This is a genomic window from Nocardia otitidiscaviarum NBRC 14405, assembly GCF_000308635.1.
GTDB lineage: Bacteria > Actinomycetota > Actinomycetes > Mycobacteriales > Mycobacteriaceae > Nocardia > Nocardia otitidiscaviarum.
Window position 1 is genome coordinate 50,015 of sequence record NZ_BAGD01000276.1, and the last position, 15,922, is coordinate 65,936.

The following is a 15,922-nucleotide window of genomic DNA, read 5'->3' on the forward strand; positions in this document are numbered from 1 at the left end:
GTTGTAGGCGCTACCCGGTGGTGCCGTAGCAGGCGGTGTCGGCGAGCACCGTATCGATGGGAGTGGGGGACAGGTCGAAGGTGCGCTGGGTCAGGGTCGAGTCGAGGACATCGGGATGTTCCAGCGAGTAGAACATCTCGATCATCTCCGCCGAGATGGGGTCGCCCGCCCCAGCCCACGCCAGCGCGGTCAGCGACATCGGAACCAGTTGCGGCACAGGGGCGTTGGTCAGCTTCGCGAGACGCTCGACGACGGCCCGCAGTGACATCACCGTCGACGGAACGTGCCAGGCCCGTCCCCAGGAACGCTCGTCGCGGGCGACGGTGGCCAGCGTCAGTGCGACATCGTCGACGAACGACCAGCTCTTCGGTACGTCCGGGTCGCCCGGGTAGCTGGCGGGTTCCCCGGCGATCACATTGCGCGTCACCAGGAAATTGAACAGCGATCCGGCGTCTCGACCCAGGTAGTCCGAGGCACGTACCTCGGTGACGCGCACCCGGCCCGCCTCGTGCGCGGCGAGCGCGTCGAGCCACATGCGCGCTCGCACAGCACCTTTCACCGCGATCGGGGACATGGGCAGCTCCTCGGTCATGGGCCCGTCCACCCGGCCGTAGCCGTAGGTATTACTGAGCGACACGTAGTTCGCGCCCGTGCGTTCGGCCGCGGCGAGCACGCCCGCGGCGATGGGCGGAAAGTCCGTGGGCCATCGGTCGTAGGCGGGCCAGGTGGTGTTGATCAGGGTCTGTGCGCCCGCGGTCAACGCGGTGAGCCCGTCGGCGTCGGTGGTGTCGGCAACCACCTTGTCGATCAACGGATGGTCGGGCCCGAGCCCGCGTCGGCTGACCAGCCGCACCTGCTCGCCTGCTTCGGCCAGCAGTAGAGCGGTGCGGCTCCCCGTGCTACCGGCACCAGCGACGACATGCAGAGACATTGCTTTCCTCCTCGGCTCGAGCCACCCCGGCGGCGGTCCGCAACCGACTGTGCCCGGCCCGAAACGCGTACGGTAGTGGCCTGAATGCCGTACATCCCAAGGATCGAGCCATGCACCGCGTCGTCGTTCTCGCAGTCCCCCCGGTGACCACCTTCGACCTCGCTATTCCCGAAATGGTCTTTCCCGCAGTACGGGTCGCCGGCGAACCGGTGTACGACGTCGTGGTGTGCACCGCCGATCCGGGCATCGTGCCCGCATTCGTGGGACGCGATGTCGTGATCAGCGCGGGCCTGGACCGGCTCGAGGCGGCCGATACCGTGATCGTCACCGGCACCGGCGCCCACGTGGACGGCGACCCGCGTGTCCTGGCCGCCCTCCGCGCGGCCGCCGCCGCGGGCACTCGCATCGCCTCCATCTGCACCGGAGCTTTCGTCCTGGCGCAGGCAGGTCTTCTCGACGGGCGTCCCGCGACCACGTACTGGCAGTACTCGACCCGGATGAGTGAGCTCTTTCCCGCGGTACGGCTGCAACCGGATGTGCTCTTCGTCGACGACGGCCAGATCCTCACCTCGGCCGGATTGGCCGCCGGGCTGGACCTGTGCGTACACATCGTGCGCCGCGATCACGGCGCGGCCGTGGCCAACGCGGTGGCGCGTCTGGCCGTGGTCGCGCCCATTCGCCCCGGCGGCCAGGCACAGTTCATCGAAACGCCCCTCCCGCCGGAGACAGGGATCTCACTGGCCGAAACCCGCGCCTGGGCATCGGCGCGACTCGACGAACCGCTCACCCTGCGTGAGCTGGCGGCCCACGCCCACGTCAGTACCCGCACCCTCACCCGCCGCTTCCGTGCGGAAACGGGATGCAGTCCGCTGCAATGGCTGCTGCACCAGCGCATCGACCGGGCGCGTGAACTGCTGGAGGTCACCGACCTACCCGTGCCCGAGGTGGCCCGCCGCTCCGGCCTGGGCACCGGAGAATCGCTGCGCCTGCACCTGATGAAACGGCACGGCCTGACCCCCAGCGCCTACCGCACCGCATTCAGCCGCCGCTGAGCATCGTCCCCTTCGGGCCGGAAAACCATCGCCCACGAGGTGGCGCGGCACCGGCCGACCGCGACCGTGAATCGTCTACTTCACCCTGCTCGGGTGAGGCCGATCCAGCGGCGGGATCGCAGACTTCCGCTATGACTGCGACATCGAAACCGGCATCCGAGTCCGTTGTTCGCCAGCACCAGGAGTTACTGCGGCAGCTGCCCTTCTCCGATACTCGAGACTTCGACGACGCCACCCGGGGGTTGATCGGCCGACGCACGCCGAACGCGGTCACCGCGGCCGATGGGACGGTGCTCTGGGACAACGACACGTACTCCTTCCTCGACGGCGACGCTCCCGACACGGTCAACCCGAGTCTCTGGCGGCAGTCCCGGCTCGCGGCGGTCGACGGGCTGTTCGAGGTGGTGCCGGGGATCTACCAGGTGCGCGGCATGGATCTGTCGAACACCACTTTCGTCGAGGGCGACGCGGGCGTCATCGTGGTCGACACCCTGCTGTCGGTCGAGACCGGCCGCGCGGCGTTGGAGCTGTACCGGCAGCACCGTGGCGACCGCCCGATCAAGGCGATCATCTACACGCACTCCCATGCCGACCACTTCGGCGGCACAAGGGGATTCGTGTCTCAGGAACAGGTCGACGACGGGTCGGTGCAGATCCTCGCGCCCGAGGGCTTCCTCGAGCACGCGGTGTCGGAGAACGTGTACGCGGGAATCGCGATGAACCGCCGTGCTGCCTATATGTACGGCGCCGCCCTCGCCCGCGGTCCACAAGGTCAGGTCGGGGCCGGGCTCGGCCAGACGGTTTCCACCGGAACCGTCTCGCTCATCGCGCCCACCGACATCATCACCACCACCGGTCACGAGGAAACCATCGACGGGGTGCGGATGGTGTTCCAGATGGCGCCGGATACCGAGGCCCCCTCGGAGATGCTGATCTACTTCCCCGACTTCAAGGCCCTGTGCGCGGCCGAGGACGCGACGCACACCTTCCACAATCTGCTGACGCTGCGCGGCGCGGTCGTGCGCGACCCGCACGGATGGGCCAACTACATCACCGAGACCATCGACCTGTTCGGCGACGAGGTCGAAGTCGTATTCGCCTCACATCACTGGCCGGTCTGGGACAACGAGCGGGTGCGGGCCTTCCTGTCCACCCAGCGCGACCTGTACGCCTACGTGCACGACCAGACGCTGAGGTTGATGAACAAGGGCCTCACCGGCCCGGAGATCGCCGAAGAGATCCAGTTGCCCCCGTCGCTCGAGAACGCGTGGAGCGCCCACGGTTACTACGGGTCGGTCAGCCACAATGTCAAGGCGGTCTACCAGCGCTATCTCGGCTGGTTCGACGGCAATCCGGCCAGCCTGTGGGAGCACACCCCGGTAGAGCAGTCCAAGCGTTATGTGGACTTCATGGGCGGTGCCGACGCGGTCGTCGCCAAGGCCCGCGAATCCTTCGACGCGGGCGACTTCCGCTGGGTCGCACAGGTTCTCAACCACGTCATGTTCGCCCAGCCGGACCACGCCCAAGCCCGCGAACTCCTCGCCGACACCTACGAACAGCTCGGATACGGCGCGGAGAACGGCACCTGGCGCAGCTTCTACCTCTCCGGCGCGACCGAACTGCGCGACGGACGGTTCGGCACCCCCACCGAGACCACCGCGCCCGACGTCATCAACAACCTCTCGCCGACGATGCTCTTCGATGCCATCGCGATCCAGATCGACGGACCGAAGGCGTGGGACGAGAAACTGTCGATCGACATCGTGCTCACCGATACCGACCAGCGCTATCGCCTGTGGCTGGCCAACGGGGTGCTGACCTACAGCGGCCGTCCACAGCGCGGCACGGCCGATGCCACGCTGACCACCACCCGCCGGAGCCTCCCGATGCTGGTACTCGGCGGACTGTCCGCGGACAATCTCGCGAACTCCGGCAGCGAGCTCACCGGAGATACGTCGGTCCTGCAACGTCTGGCCGCGGTGCTCGACCCCGGCGACAAGAACTTCGCGATCGTCACCCCGGACTAGACACACCTCGACGCCGCGATCCACGGAGGCCGTCTAAGACTGGACGGGAAGCCTAGTCGCCGTCGCGGGCGGGTCCGGTGTGCTCGGGCAGGTCGGCGACGGCGGCGCTGATGGTCGGATACACCGGTACCGCCCGGTTTCCGGTGTCGGCGGAGCGGAGTTCGTCGCCGAACTGGCCGATCGACCGCGCGATCCGGAAGTCGATGCGGCGACGGGCGAGGCTGTCGCGGAGGTCGGTGAGCATGGTTGCCGCGCTGACGTCGATGGTCGGAGAGGTTTCGGCGTCGAGCACGACGAGCCGGGTCGCATCGGTGCACATGCGCTCGATGTGCTCCCGCACGTAATCGGCATTGGCGAAGAACAGCCCGGATTCCACGCGCACGACCAGCACGTCGGCGCGCCGGGGCAGGTCCGGGTGACGATCGGCGTCCAGCCACAGCGTTCCCTGCGCGGCCAACGCCGTCACGTGCGGTTGGGAGGCCCGGTAGACGAGCAGCACCATGGAGATGCCGATGCCGATCAGCAGTCCGGGCAGAGTGTCGAACAGCAGCACGCCGAGCATGGCCGCCACCGCGGCGGTGAAGTCCGCGCGGGCGGCTTTGCCGTAGATGCTGCCCAGCCGGTCGGTCCAGACCCGATAGAGCCTGCGCAGTGCCGCGATATCGACCAGCTCGATCACCGCGGCGATCACCACACCGGCCAGCGTGGCCTCGGGCAGCTTCTCGAACAGACCGGTCAGAAACAGCAGTGTCAGCGCGGTCAGTGCCGCGACGATCAGGCCGCTCATCTGTGTCTTGGCACCCGCCGAGCCGTTGACGGCCGTCTTGGACAGGCTGCCGTTCACCACCATTCCCGAGCTGAGACCCGCACCCAGGTTCGCCGCACCCATGCCGAACAGCTCCCGATTGGGATCCACGGTGTAACCCGCTGTGGCCGCATAGGTTTTCGCCGCGCCCAACCCCTCGGCGAATCCGATCAACAGCACCCCGACCGCGGGACCGAGCAGGTCCAGATAGTCGTGTAAGCTCAGGCCGTCGGGTGGTCCGACAGTGGGCAGGCCCGCGTCGATATGCCCGACGATATCGACGCCGTGGTCGTCCAGGTGCAGGGCGGCGACGGCGAGGATCCCGAGCAGCACGGCCAGCAGCGATCCGGGCACCAGCGGCAGCCAGCGGCGAAATCCTAGGACCACGACGAGGCTGAGCGCACCGAGCAGCGCTGTCCGCCAGTTGATCTCGCCCAGGTGGGTGATGACTCCCCAGGCTTGTTCGAAGAAGTCCCCGTCGCGCTTGTCGATGCCGAGCAGTTTCGGAACCTGTCCGATGATGATCGTCAATGCCAGGCCGACGATGAAGCCCTTGAGTACGGGCTCGGAGATGAAATTGGCCACGAACCCGAGCCGGGCCAGTCCGGCCAGCAAGCCGACCACGCCGGTCGCGATGGCCAGAGCGGTCGACAGCGCGATGTACCGGCCGCCGTCGGAGCCCGCGAGCGGGGTGATGATCGCCGCCGACAGCGCCGCGGTCGCCGACATCGGCCCGACAACCAGGTGCCGGGAACTGCCCGCCAATGCGTAGAGCACCAGCGCCGGCAGCGCCGCGTACAGTCCCGCGACCGGCGGGACGCCCGCGATCGACGCGTAGGCCAGCGCCTCCGGCACCAGGACCGCCCAGACGGTGAGGCCCGCGATCGCGTCGGCGCGCAGCCACCGCGAGCGGTACCCCTGCAACGACTGAAACACCGGCCATGCCATGGCTGCCATCCGTTCTCGTGCGGGCATCGGCCCGTGTTGGAGTGCACCGATGCCTGTGCGACCACGGCCCGCGCCCATCACCGGACACTGCCCACCGGCCACCGTAGGGCGGCGGGTGACGTCGGCCGCTCACCTGATCCGGGTGAATTCGACGGTCGCCCAGCCGCTCGTGTGCGGCACGGCCCTGCCCCTTTTCATTCGATTCGGGTGAGTTGCCGGTCCGTGCAGGTGGGCACCATGGTCGATATGACCGAGCACCCTCGGACTGGCGGTCGCCGATACCCGGAGGTAGATCGGGCTTACCTCGGCACGGCCGAAACCTTCGACCGCGCGATGGGCGACTTCGCCCTCGCCTACGCCGATCAGACCGCCGAGGACCACCGGGCGCTCGCGCGAGCCATCGAAGCCGGACGAGTGGAGGCGGCCACGGAATCCTGACCTCCGCGCCGATTCACTCACCGCGTGTGAGGTGCCCCCATCCGCAACTCCCGTAGCGTCGCGCTCCACCATCGTCCTGGGCTGACCTCCGTCGGCGTCGGTCGAATGATCCTTAGCCGGACCATCAGTCCTGGTCCGGGTCGACTGCCACGACCCCGCCGACCAACGTCCATACCGCCGCGATCGTCTCATCGAGGGAGAGACCGGATTCCTCCCTCAACTCGATGAATGCCTCGAGACTGGTCAGTAGGTGGAGCATGGCGGCGGCGCGTCCGGGATCTGGTTCGCGGAGCGCGCCGACTTCGTCGAGCCGGAGCGCCAGCGATTCCAGGGAACGACGCTGAAAGGTGCGCTGGGTCTCGATCAGTGGCCGGACTTCTGGTTCCAGTACGACAACTGCGCGCAGGTGCCGCTGGATGCCGCCCCACCGTTCCCAGACCCGGCAACTGGCTCTCACGAGCGTCTCCAATGACCGCATCGGGTCCTCGACGTCGAGCGCCGCCCGAAGTTCGTGGATCTCGGGACTGTCTCCGCAGCGGGTGTTGAGCGCCTCGAGTACCCCGAGCCGAGATCCGAAGCGGCTGAACAACGTTGCCCTCGCGACGCCGGCCTCCCGGGCGATGTCCTCCATGGTGAGGGTGTGGAAACGACCTTCGTGAACGGCGGTTTCGGCCGCCGCGAGCACACGCTCGACAGTGTCGGAACGGACGGGCGCGCGCGTGTAGCGACGGGTGGTCATGTCCTCAGCGTAGAGCGCGCGTTGACAATGTCAGACTGTGGGTCCAGACTAAGAATCTGGACTCACAGTCCAGGCAGCGGGACTCCAAAGGAGACATGCCATGGCCACCGTCATTTCCACCGGGCTGACTACTGTCGAGGATGGTCGGATTCCTGTCCTGGCCAGCGATGGTGTCGAAAGTGTCGCGCGGCAGGTGCTCGCGCGGGCTGCGAGGTCGCTCGATCACCTGGCGGGAGTCCTGGCTTTCGCTCCCCGTGTCGAGGTCAAAGTGCTGTCATCCACCGACTGGCACGCACACGCGACCTTCCCGGTCTACGGGATGCCGCATTTCGCCGATGAATACACACTCGTGGTGGCCGGCGAGCAGAACGATTTCTGGTTGGCGTTTGTGCCGCAGGTGGGGGCGTGGGTACCCGCTGGGCTGGAGCGCTTGCGCGCCGTATACGGCGACCTGGACGGGGCCTGGCGGCTCGGCCGGTTCTTCGACCTTCTCGCGATTCACGAGTTGGCTCACCTGTTTCATCTACAGGCTGATCGTGAGTTTCCACGCCTGTGGCTACGCGAGTTGTTCGCGAACCTGTGCCTGCACTCCGCCATGGTGGCAACCGAGCACGCCGCGCTGACCGACCTCCGCACCTTCCCCGCGGTGGTGGCGTCGATCGATTCGATGCGCTTGGATCATCGATCGTTGGCCGATTTCGAGCGTCTCTACGCGGAGGTTGGTCCGGTCAACTACGGCTGGTACCAATCGCGGCTGCACGTGGCGGCCGAATCGCTGTACGACCTCGGCGGAAATGCGCTGCTACGCCGAGTGTGGGACGAACTGCCGCGCCTGGACACAAGCGTGTCCGATACGGAACTGGTGAAATGCCTCGACGGAATACATCCCGAACTGGCCGAGCTGATGATCAATTGGCCCAGCTGACCCCATGGACGCAGCTTGCGCGGTACCAGGTGATGAGAGACAGCTGGACGATCCGAACGTTACCGTTGAGGTCGATGCGGCTGAGGCGCTGGCGCGCCACGGCGGGACCGATGGTCTGCCGAGGCGATGATGGTGATTCCGACTTCGTCGCTTATAAATTGAACGAACTCAACGCGACACAGGTTGTCAAAGTGTTCGAGATCGCTGATTCGATCGGAGTGGACAGGCTATCGACGAACCAGAAGCTCGGAGTCGATGATGTCCGCGAGGTTGGCGGTGACGTTCGCCGGTACCAAGCGTGATGAACTCTGAGCTTCTCGACTGGAGTGTGAATTCGGTAGTCGTGCCGCCGCGAATGCGGTAGGTGATCAGCATCGAAGGTGCGTTGGTCGGTCGGTCATCGTCGTCGGCGGTTGGCGTGGAAGCGATGGTCGCGCTCGACCAGCCGAGCGATTTCGGCGCAGTCGCCCGGAGTCAGGTGTGAGGAGAGGTGCCTGATCGTATTCAGGAGCAGGTGGGGGTGGGTGCCGACGAAATCGACCGCGGGGTTCGCTACTTCGACGAGTTGGGCGTGCTCGTGCATGAGCATGACCGCGGTGTGAACTGCGATCTGATGCCCCTGCCGCGTCAGCCATGCCTCCAGCTCGTGCGCGATCTGGCCGACCTGCTGGGGCCAGCTGCGGCCGCCGCCGTCGACGGCCCATTCGGATTCGTACAGATTCCCGCGTGCGCTGATATTCTGGAACCACCACTGGTCGCCGACCGCGTGTAGCAGAACTCGGCGGCGCTTGACCTCGATGGCCCAGACTCCGTCGGGTCCGATCAGCACGCTGTCGGTCTCACCGCGCCGGTTTCGGTAGCCGCGCAGCATGACCCACGCGTCGGACAGGGCCGACAGGCTCCAGGCCAGCAGGTCCTCACCGTACGCACCCGCCCCGTGCTGCCGCATCCGGCCGTATGCCTGCTGCGTGCTGTAGTCCGCCCACGCCACCTGCTGTGCCGCCTGGCCGACGTGGTGCTGTGCGGCTTCCTCGGCCTCGGTGGGGACGGCCAGTATCCGCTTCCAGAAGGGTTTGGCGCGTTTGGCGGTCTCCCACTCGGTCTGTGCCTGCGCGTAATAGCTGTGCCAGGCAGCCTGATTCGCCGCGGTCTCGTCGAGTTGCTGTTCGGAGAGCCGCAACTGCTCGCCGATGTGGTCGGACAGCACCATGATTCGCATCGTGACCAGCCCCCTGCGCACGGCTACCGCATCCAGCATGACCGATCCGCCGACCACAGGCGCGGCGAATGCGCCGGATTCCAGCAATTCGAACAACGTCGAATCCTCTGGCTCGAACAATCAACGGCTACACCGTCGAGATTCGCGGCGCCACGATCTGTGGCGTCCTCGAGATCGGCACCGCGTACATTCCGTGACATATCGCAAGAACCTCCTGGAGAACCGATGAGTGTCACACCGATTCAGCCTCGGGCTCTGACCGACCTGGAGTGCGGCGTCATCGCCAAACTACTGGCCACAGGAAGGTCAGGCGCGCATGACTATCTGCGTCAAATTCCGGATGCGCAGATCGTCGCGACCTGGGGTATCGGTTCGCCCAGCGTCGATGTGGTGGTTCCGGCCGACGTGGTGGCCGCATCGGATTCGGCGGATGGGATCTTCGCCAGCGGAGCGGTCACCGATAGCGGAGAGGAGCCGATCGGCGAGGTCATTCTTTGGGTCGAGCATGGCAGGCTCAGCGGAATCGAGTACGCCTGGTACACCGACGAGCGCCCGCCGACGCTGCCCGAGCCGTCGCAGATCGAGGTCTTGTAAGGCTCCGCCTCCGCAACGCTCCTCGGGCCGCCCGTACATCCGGATAGCAGCTGGGCCGAGACTTGGAACACCAGCACACGATCGCATCCGCGGTCGTGGAATGCGACCGACTGAGACGGAACAGCCCTGTGACGAAGCTACGAATAGTAGGACACCGCGCGACCACCGTCCGTGCGGAGCACACGGTGACGATCGAGTTGGGAGCGGAGTTCGAACTGCAGATCGAAGGCGACCTGACACTGCCAACAGCTGACGGAGCCGTGCTCCACGCGACCTCCGACGACTATGCCAGTATCAGTTCCGAACTCGAGACCCTCGTGAGTGCCGCAGTGACGAGGGCTGACGCCGACGAAATCAGCGGTTTAACCCTCGAATTCGACTCCGGCGCCAGGCTCCACGTTCCTGTCGACCAGCACTACGAAGCATGGGGTGTTGTAGGACCCGGCGGCTACCGAGTCATCTGTATGCCGGGTGGCGAGTTCGCGATTTGGTCCGCATGCAAATAGGTCTCCCCAAGGCCGGTTCAACGAGGGTGTCGATATTCCAGGCACCTCGGCTCGGCCAGCGCGCCGCAGTTCGGTGTCGAAGTCTTCCAGCCACGATGGCGTCGAGATCCTGCCCATCAGGGGATCAGCCCGGTGAAAGTTCCTTGGTGTTTGAGCGCTGTATGGGATGGGTATTGGTGTAGGTGTGCGCGTTCGCGCAGGTCAGGGTGGGAAAGTGCCCCCGGCAGGAATCGAACCTGCGACCTAGGGATTAGAAGGCCCTTGCTCTATCCAACTGAGCTACGGAGGCAGTCGGGTGGTGCACGGCTTTGTGCCACCAAACACCTTGGCCGATATCGATCGTGGTGTCCAGCGGGTTAAGTATAGCGACCGTCCAGATGGGGGATGGTGGGCGTGGCGTGGGTGGGGGCGCGTCGGGTGGGGTGGTGCGGACCGGGGGTCGGGAAACCCCGTGGGAGTCCGGATCGGCGCTTCGAACTACCCTGAGTCGTATGTCGTCTCCGCAGGACCCGCCCGCAGTCGCCGACCTCCAGGCCAATCGGTCGGGGTCGGGGGCGACGTTTGGTGTGCTCGCGGCTCTGGCGGGGGCGTTCGCGGCTATGGTGGCGGCGCTGGTGGTGGGGTTGTCGGCGGCGGAGGCGCTGACGTTGCTCGGGATTCCGGATCCTGGGCCGCTCACGACGTACGGGTTGCCCGCAGTGCGGGCTGTCGCCGATTTCTCGGCGGCGTTGACCGTGGGATCGCTGTTGTTCGCCGCGTTCCTGGTGCCGCCGCAGCAGGATGGGCTGCTCGATGTGGGCGGGTATCGGGCGCTGCGGCGGGCCGCCAATTCGGCGCTGGCGTGGGCGGGGGCCTCGGCGTTGCTGGTGCCGCTCACCCTGTCGGATACGACCGGGCAGCCCCTCGCGGACTCGCTGCGGCCGGAGGACGTGTGGCGGGCCGCCGATACGGTGGATGTCGCCAGTTCGTGGCGGCTCACCGTGTTCTTCGTGCTGGTGCTCGCGGTCGGGTGCCGGGTCGCGCTGCGCTGGGGCTGGACGCCGGTGCTGCTGTGGCTGTCGGTGCTGTCGCTGCTGCCGGTCGCGCTGACGGGGCACTCGTCGTCGGGCGGGTCGCACGATGTGGCGACCAACAGTCTCATTCTGCATCTGCTCGCCACCGGGTTCTGGGTGGGCGGACTGTTCGCGGTGTTGGCTTACGCACTGCGCGGGGGTAAGTGGACCGCGCTCGCCACGCGGCGGTTCTCCACGGTCGCGACGGTGTCGTTCATCGTGATCGCGGCCAGCGGCGTGCTCAATGCCTGGGTGCGGTTGCAGGAGCCGTCGGATCTGGTGGACACCACCTACGGGCGGCTCATCATGGCCAAGACGGCGGCGCTCATCGTGCTCGGCGTCATCGGATATCTCCAGCGGCGCGCCGCGCTCCCCGGGCTGGAGGCCGATCCGGGCGATCGACGCGCCCTGATCCGGTTCGCGGGCGTCGAGGCACTCATCTTCGCCGCCACGGTCGGGTTGGCGGTCGGGCTCGGGCGCACCCCGCCGCCGGAGCTGAAGCAGATCCCGACTCCGGCAGAGGTAGAGCTCGGCTACAACCTGGCCGGGCCGCCCACCGCCGCGCGGCTGCTGTTCGACTGGCGGTTCGACCTGATCTACGGCACGCTCGCGATCGTGCTCGCCGTCCTCTATATCCGCGGTGTGATGCGGCTGCGGGCACGCGGCGACGCCTGGCCGGTGGGGCGCACCATCGCCTGGCTGTCCGGCTGCGCGGTACTGCTGATCGCGACGAGCTCCGGTATCGGCCGCTACGCGCCGGCCATGTTCAGCGTGCACATGGGTCAGCACATGCTGCTGTCCATGCTCGCGCCGATTCTGTTCGCGCTGGGCGGGCCGGTGCTGCTGGCACTGCGGGCACTGCCACCTGCCGGACGCGACGCCCCGCCGGGACCGCGCGAGTGGATTCTGGCGGCGGTGCACAATCCGGTGTCGCGTTTCATGACCCAGCCCGTGGTGGCGTCGGTGTTCTTCGTGGTCGGGTTCTACGGCCTGTACATGGGCGGTCTGTTCGACCAGTTCGTGGACTCGCACGGCGCGCACCTGCTGATGAATCTGCACTTCCTGGTGAGCGGCTACCTCTTCTACTGGGTGGTCATCGGCATCGACCCCAAGCCGCGTCAGGTGGAGCCGCTCACCAAGGTGGGCATGGTGTTCGGCTCCCTGCCCTTCCATGCCTTCTTCGGCGTCGCGCTGATGAGCATGAATACCGTCATGGGCGGCTGGTTCTACCGCAGCCTCGGCCTGGGTTGGAACGACAATCTGCTCGAGGATCAGCGCAATGGCGGCAGCCTGGCCTGGGCCAGCGGTGAGATTCCGCTGGTATTGGTGATGTTGGCACTGCTCATCCAGTGGTCGCGCAGCGATCAGCGGCTGGCCAACCGTATCGACCGCGCCGCCGACCGGGACGACGACGCCGAGCTGGCCGCGCACAACGCCATGTTCGCCGAACTGGCGAGACGGGATCGAGAGGTACGCAAGTGACTGACCGGATCGTCGCGCCGACCGGGGAGGACCCGGCGCGAAAGGTCAAGAAGCTCTACCGATCCGACGTGCGGCGGGCCAGACGGCTGCTGCGCGGGCAGTTTCGGGTCACCCCGGTGTTCCATACCGAGGTCCAGGGTCCGCACGGACCGGTGCCGGTCACGCTGAAACTGGAATACCTGCAGCACGGCGGCACGTTCAAGGTGCGCGGCAGCCTGAACGCGCTGCTGGGTGCGCGGGCCGGGGTCGACAGCGTGGTACTGGCTTCCGGCGGCAATGCCGGTATCGCCGCCGCCCTGGCCAGTGCCGTGCGCGGACTGAGCTGCACGGTGGTGGTGCCGGAATCCGCACCGCACACCAAGGTCGCGGCCATGTGGTCGCACGGGGCCGAAGTGCTGTGGCACGGAACCACATACGCCGAGGCGTACCGGTTCGCCACCGAACTGGCGGTGGAGCGCGGCGCACTGCAACTGCACGCCTACGACCAGCCCGCCATCGTGGCCGGGGCCGGTGTGGTCGGGCTGGAGATCGAGGATCAGGTGCGCGGGCGGCCGCCGGTGCTGGTGGCCGTCGGCGGCGGGGGACTGGTCTCCGGGATCGCGGTGGCGCTGGGACCGCGCGGCCGGGTGATCGGCGTGGAACCGCACGGCGCGCCGACACTGCACGCGGCGCTCGCGGCCGGACGGCCGGTCGAGGTGGAGGTGTCCAGCGTGGCCTCGGATTCGTTGGGGGCCAGCCGGATCGGTGCCATCGCCATGGAGGTCGCGCAGCGCTACGGCGTGGAATCGCTGCTGGTCAGCGATGACGCCATCGTGATGGCGCGGGAGTACCTGTGGCGGGAGTTCCGGATCGTGGTGGAGCCCGCCGGTGCTACCGCGCTCGCCGCCATCCAGAGCGGCGTATACGTGCCCAAACCGTACGAGCGACCGGTCATCGTGTTGTGCGGGGCGAATACGGATCTGGCAACCTTGTAGTTCACAAGCATCGGAGTTATCCCCACTCCCCGAAGACGGGCTGTCGTGCCGGTCTCCCGCGCGTCACGCTGGAGAGGTCTTCCGGGTACGGAAGCCAGTCGGCAAGGGGGAGCAACGATGTACGAAATCAATACGTCCATAGTGGGTACGGTGGTAACGCATCCGGTGCGACGGGAACTGCCCAGCGGTGAGCAGCTGATCAGTTTTCGACTGGCCAGCAATCCGCGGCGCTTCGACACTCAGCGCGGCGAATGGGTCGACGGTGACACCACCTATCTCACGGTGCGCTGCTGGCGGCGGCTGGTCGCGGGGGTGGAAGCCTCGTTGCACCGCGGCGATCCGGTCATCGCCTACGGACAGCTCAGTTCGCACGAATACCGCACGCGGGAGGGAGTGACGCGCAGTGATCTCGAGCTGCGGGCCTTCGCTCTCGGTCCGGATCTCGGCCGCTGCACGGCCCTCGTGCAGCGCAAGCGGTTCGAACGCGTGGACACCGACCACACCACACCACCCGGTGATACCGAACACAGGGCGGCCGATGTGGCGACCGCCGCATCGGACTGACCCCACCACCGCCCTCGACGGCGGCGCTCAGCGCCGCAGCATAGGATTTTCCATATGGCTGAGTTCATCTACCAAATGCGAGGGGTTCGCAAAGCACACGGCGACAAGGTCGTGCTCGACAATGTGACCCTGAACTTCCTCCCCGGCGCCAAAATCGGCGTCGTGGGGCCGAACGGCGCTGGTAAGTCGAGCGTGCTGAAGATCATGGCGGGACTGGACCAGCCGAACAACGGTGATGCCTGGTTGGCGCCCGGTGCCACGGTCGGCATCCTGCAGCAGGAGCCGCCGCTGAACGAGGAGAAGACCGTTCGCGGCAATGTCGAGGAGGGCCTCGGCGAGATCAAGGTCAAGCTGGACCGCTTCAACGAGATCGCCGAACTCATGGCCACCGACTACTCCGACGAGCTCATGGAGGAAATGGGCAAGCTGCAGGAGGAGCTCGACCACGCCGACGCCTGGGATCTCGACTCCCAGCTCGAGCAGGCGATGGACGCGCTGCGCTGCCCGCCGCCGGAGGAGCCGGTCACCAACCTCTCCGGTGGTGAGCGTCGCCGTGTCGCGCTGTGCAAACTGCTGCTGAGCAAGCCCGACCTGCTGCTGCTCGACGAGCCCACCAACCACCTCGACGCCGAATCGGTGCTGTGGCTGGAGCAGTTCCTCGCCCAGTACCCGGGCGCGGTGCTGGCCGTCACCCACGACCGCTACTTCCTCGACAATGTCGCGGGCTGGATCCTCGAGCTCGACCGCGGCCGCACCTACCCCTACGAGGGCAACTACTCCACCTACCTGGAGAAGAAGGCCGAGCGGCTCGAGGTCCAGGGCAAGAAGGACCAGAAGCTGCAGAAGCGTCTCAAGGACGAGCTCGCGTGGGTGCGCTCGGGCGCCAAGGCCCGGCAGGCCAAGAACAAGGCCCGCCTGCAGCGCTACGAGGAGATGGCGGCCGAGGCCGAGAAGATGCGGAAGTTGGATTTCGAGGAGATCCAGATTCCGGCCGGTCCGCGCCTGGGCAATGTGGTGGTCGAGGTCGAGCACCTGGACAAGGGCTTCGGCGACCGCCAGCTGATCAAGGACCTGTCGTTCTCGCTGCCGCGCAACGGCATCGTCGGCGTCATCGGCCCCAACGGTGTCGGTAAGTCGACGCTGTTCAAGACCATCGTCGGCATGGAGGATCCGGACAGCGGCGTCGTGCGCGTCGGCGACACCGTCAAGCTGAGCTACGTCGACCAGAACCGCGCGGGGATCGATCCCAACAAGACGGTGTGGCAGGTGGTGTCCGACGGGCTGGACCACATCCAGGTCGGCAACCAGGAAATGCCCTCGCGCGCCTATGTTTCGGCCTTCGGCTTCAAGGGGCCGGATCAGCAGAAGCCGGCGGGCGTGCTCTCCGGTGGTGAGCGCAACCGGCTGAACCTGGCGCTCACCCTCAAGCAGGGCGGCAACCTGATCCTGCTCGACGAGCCGACCAACGACCTCGACGTCGAAACCCTCGGCTCGCTGGAGAACGCCCTGGAGAACTTCCCGGGCTGCGCCGTGGTCATCTCCCACGACCGCTGGTTCCTGGACCGCACCTGCACGCACATCCTGGCGTGGGAGGGCAATGACGACAATCCGGCGGCGTGGTTCTGGTTCGAGGGCAACTTCGAGGCGTACGAGGCCAACAAGATCG

The 15,922-nt window shown here is 66.8% G+C and carries 15 protein-coding genes and 1 tRNA gene; 11 read left to right on the top strand and 5 right to left on the bottom strand.

The window, feature by feature from the left end:
* Nucleotides 1–10: 10 nt before the first annotated feature.
* Nucleotides 11–931 (bottom strand): NAD-dependent epimerase/dehydratase family protein, encoded by a 921-nt coding sequence (locus ON31_RS31460; RefSeq protein WP_039818815.1) that lies wholly within the window; start codon nt 929–931, stop codon nt 11–13.
* Nucleotides 932–1,041: 110 nt separating this feature from the next.
* On the opposite strand from ON31_RS31460, the gene ON31_RS31465 reads away from it, so the two are divergent.
* Both ON31_RS31465 and ON31_RS31470 read left to right on the top strand, forming a co-directional pair.
* Nucleotides 1,042–1,983 (top strand): GlxA family transcriptional regulator, encoded by a 942-nt coding sequence (locus ON31_RS31465; protein ID WP_039818816.1) that lies wholly within the window; start codon nt 1,042–1,044, stop codon nt 1,981–1,983.
* Nucleotides 1,984–2,114: 131 nt separating this feature from the next.
* The gene (locus tag ON31_RS31470; protein WP_039818818.1) at nt 2,115–4,010 is read left to right on the top strand and encodes an alkyl/aryl-sulfatase; all 1,896 of its coding nucleotides are present in this window, start codon (nt 2,115–2,117) and stop codon (nt 4,008–4,010) included.
* 52 nt (nt 4,011–4,062) lie between these two features.
* Here the strand turns inward: ON31_RS31470 and ON31_RS31475 are convergent, their stop codons facing one another.
* Nucleotides 4,063–5,772 (bottom strand): SulP family inorganic anion transporter, encoded by a 1,710-nt coding sequence (locus tag ON31_RS31475; RefSeq protein ID WP_039818819.1) that lies wholly within the window; start codon nt 5,770–5,772, stop codon nt 4,063–4,065.
* Nucleotides 5,773–6,009: 237 nt separating this feature from the next.
* Here ON31_RS31475 and ON31_RS31480 point away from each other — a divergent pair, with 237 nt between their 5' ends.
* Nucleotides 6,010–6,201, top strand: a complete 192-nt coding sequence (locus ON31_RS31480; protein ID WP_218007414.1) for a DUF2252 family protein — start codon at nt 6,010–6,012, stop codon at nt 6,199–6,201.
* A gap of 124 nt (nt 6,202–6,325) precedes the next feature.
* Here ON31_RS31480 and ON31_RS31485 read toward each other — a convergent pair whose 3' ends face one another.
* Complete coding sequence (locus ON31_RS31485; protein ID WP_081592882.1) at nt 6,326–6,940, bottom strand: TetR/AcrR family transcriptional regulator; 615 nt, start codon at nt 6,938–6,940, stop codon at nt 6,326–6,328.
* A 100-nt stretch (nt 6,941–7,040) separates the two neighbouring features.
* Here ON31_RS31485 and ON31_RS31490 point away from each other — a divergent pair, with 100 nt between their 5' ends.
* Complete coding sequence (locus tag ON31_RS31490) at nt 7,041–7,865, top strand: hypothetical protein (RefSeq protein ID WP_039818823.1); 825 nt, start codon at nt 7,041–7,043, stop codon at nt 7,863–7,865.
* 74 nt (nt 7,866–7,939) lie between these two features.
* Entirely contained in the window at nt 7,940–8,167 is a 228-nt protein-coding gene (locus ON31_RS31495; protein WP_147287071.1) for a hypothetical protein, read from the top strand.
* 95 nt (nt 8,168–8,262) lie between these two features.
* On the opposite strand, the gene ON31_RS31500 is transcribed toward ON31_RS31495, so the two are convergent.
* Nucleotides 8,263–9,180 carry a nuclease-related domain-containing protein gene (locus ON31_RS31500; RefSeq protein ID WP_039818825.1) on the bottom strand — a complete coding sequence of 306 codons (918 nt, stop codon included), beginning with the start codon at nt 9,178–9,180 and terminating at the stop codon, nt 8,263–8,265.
* Between the two features lie 129 nt (nt 9,181–9,309).
* On the opposite strand from ON31_RS31500, the gene ON31_RS31505 reads away from it, so the two are divergent.
* Together ON31_RS31505 and ON31_RS31510 are read left to right on the top strand one after the other, a co-directional pair.
* Nucleotides 9,310–9,678 carry a hypothetical protein gene (locus ON31_RS31505; protein WP_039818826.1) on the top strand — a complete coding sequence of 123 codons (369 nt, stop codon included), beginning with the start codon at nt 9,310–9,312 and terminating at the stop codon, nt 9,676–9,678.
* Between the two features lie 128 nt (nt 9,679–9,806).
* The gene (locus ON31_RS31510; protein WP_255222340.1) at nt 9,807–10,184 is read left to right on the top strand and encodes a DUF6188 family protein; all 378 of its coding nucleotides are present in this window, start codon (nt 9,807–9,809) and stop codon (nt 10,182–10,184) included.
* 215 nt (nt 10,185–10,399) lie between these two features.
* On the opposite strand, the gene ON31_RS31515 is transcribed toward ON31_RS31510, so the two are convergent.
* Nucleotides 10,400–10,473, bottom strand: a tRNA-Arg gene (locus tag ON31_RS31515).
* 202 nt (nt 10,474–10,675) lie between these two features.
* On the opposite strand from ON31_RS31515, the gene ON31_RS31520 reads away from it, so the two are divergent.
* The 4 genes from ON31_RS31520 to ettA all read left to right on the top strand — a co-directional run.
* The gene (locus tag ON31_RS31520) at nt 10,676–12,718 is read left to right on the top strand and encodes a bifunctional copper resistance protein CopD/cytochrome c oxidase assembly protein (RefSeq protein ID WP_039818828.1); all 2,043 of its coding nucleotides are present in this window, start codon (nt 10,676–10,678) and stop codon (nt 12,716–12,718) included.
* Nucleotides 12,719–12,726: 8 nt separating this feature from the next.
* Complete coding sequence (locus ON31_RS31525; protein WP_029927010.1) at nt 12,727–13,692, top strand: threonine/serine dehydratase; 966 nt, start codon at nt 12,727–12,729, stop codon at nt 13,690–13,692.
* Nucleotides 13,693–13,809: 117 nt separating this feature from the next.
* Nucleotides 13,810–14,256 (top strand): single-stranded DNA-binding protein, encoded by a 447-nt coding sequence (locus ON31_RS31530; RefSeq protein WP_063821598.1) that lies wholly within the window; start codon nt 13,810–13,812, stop codon nt 14,254–14,256.
* A gap of 54 nt (nt 14,257–14,310) precedes the next feature.
* Nucleotides 14,311–15,922 (top strand): energy-dependent translational throttle protein EttA (gene ettA / locus ON31_RS31535; RefSeq protein WP_039818829.1); only part of this gene is annotated, 1,612 nt, incomplete at its 3' end.

Excerpts from the sequence above, each read along its gene's own strand:
- ON31_RS31460 (WP_039818815.1), bottom strand. The coding sequence starts at position 931 with ATGTCTCTGCATGTCGTCGCTGGTGCCGGTAGCACGGGGAGCCGCACC.
- ON31_RS31465 (WP_039818816.1), top strand. The coding sequence starts at position 1,042 with ATGCACCGCGTCGTCGTTCTCGCAGTCCCCCCGGTGACCACCTTCGAC.
- ON31_RS31470 (WP_039818818.1), top strand. The coding sequence starts at position 2,115 with ATGACTGCGACATCGAAACCGGCATCCGAGTCCGTTGTTCGCCAGCAC.
- ON31_RS31475 (WP_039818819.1), bottom strand. The coding sequence starts at position 5,772 with ATGGCAGCCATGGCATGGCCGGTGTTTCAGTCGTTGCAGGGGTACCGC.
- ON31_RS31480 (WP_218007414.1), top strand. The coding sequence starts at position 6,010 with ATGACCGAGCACCCTCGGACTGGCGGTCGCCGATACCCGGAGGTAGAT.
- ON31_RS31485 (WP_081592882.1), bottom strand. The coding sequence starts at position 6,940 with ATGACCACCCGTCGCTACACGCGCGCGCCCGTCCGTTCCGACACTGTC.
- ON31_RS31490 (WP_039818823.1), top strand. The coding sequence starts at position 7,041 with ATGGCCACCGTCATTTCCACCGGGCTGACTACTGTCGAGGATGGTCGG.
- ON31_RS31495 (WP_147287071.1), top strand. The coding sequence starts at position 7,940 with ATGCGGCTGAGGCGCTGGCGCGCCACGGCGGGACCGATGGTCTGCCGA.
- ON31_RS31505 (WP_039818826.1), top strand. The coding sequence starts at position 9,310 with ATGAGTGTCACACCGATTCAGCCTCGGGCTCTGACCGACCTGGAGTGC.
- ON31_RS31520 (WP_039818828.1), top strand. The coding sequence starts at position 10,676 with ATGTCGTCTCCGCAGGACCCGCCCGCAGTCGCCGACCTCCAGGCCAAT.
- ON31_RS31530 (WP_063821598.1), top strand. The coding sequence starts at position 13,810 with ATGTACGAAATCAATACGTCCATAGTGGGTACGGTGGTAACGCATCCG.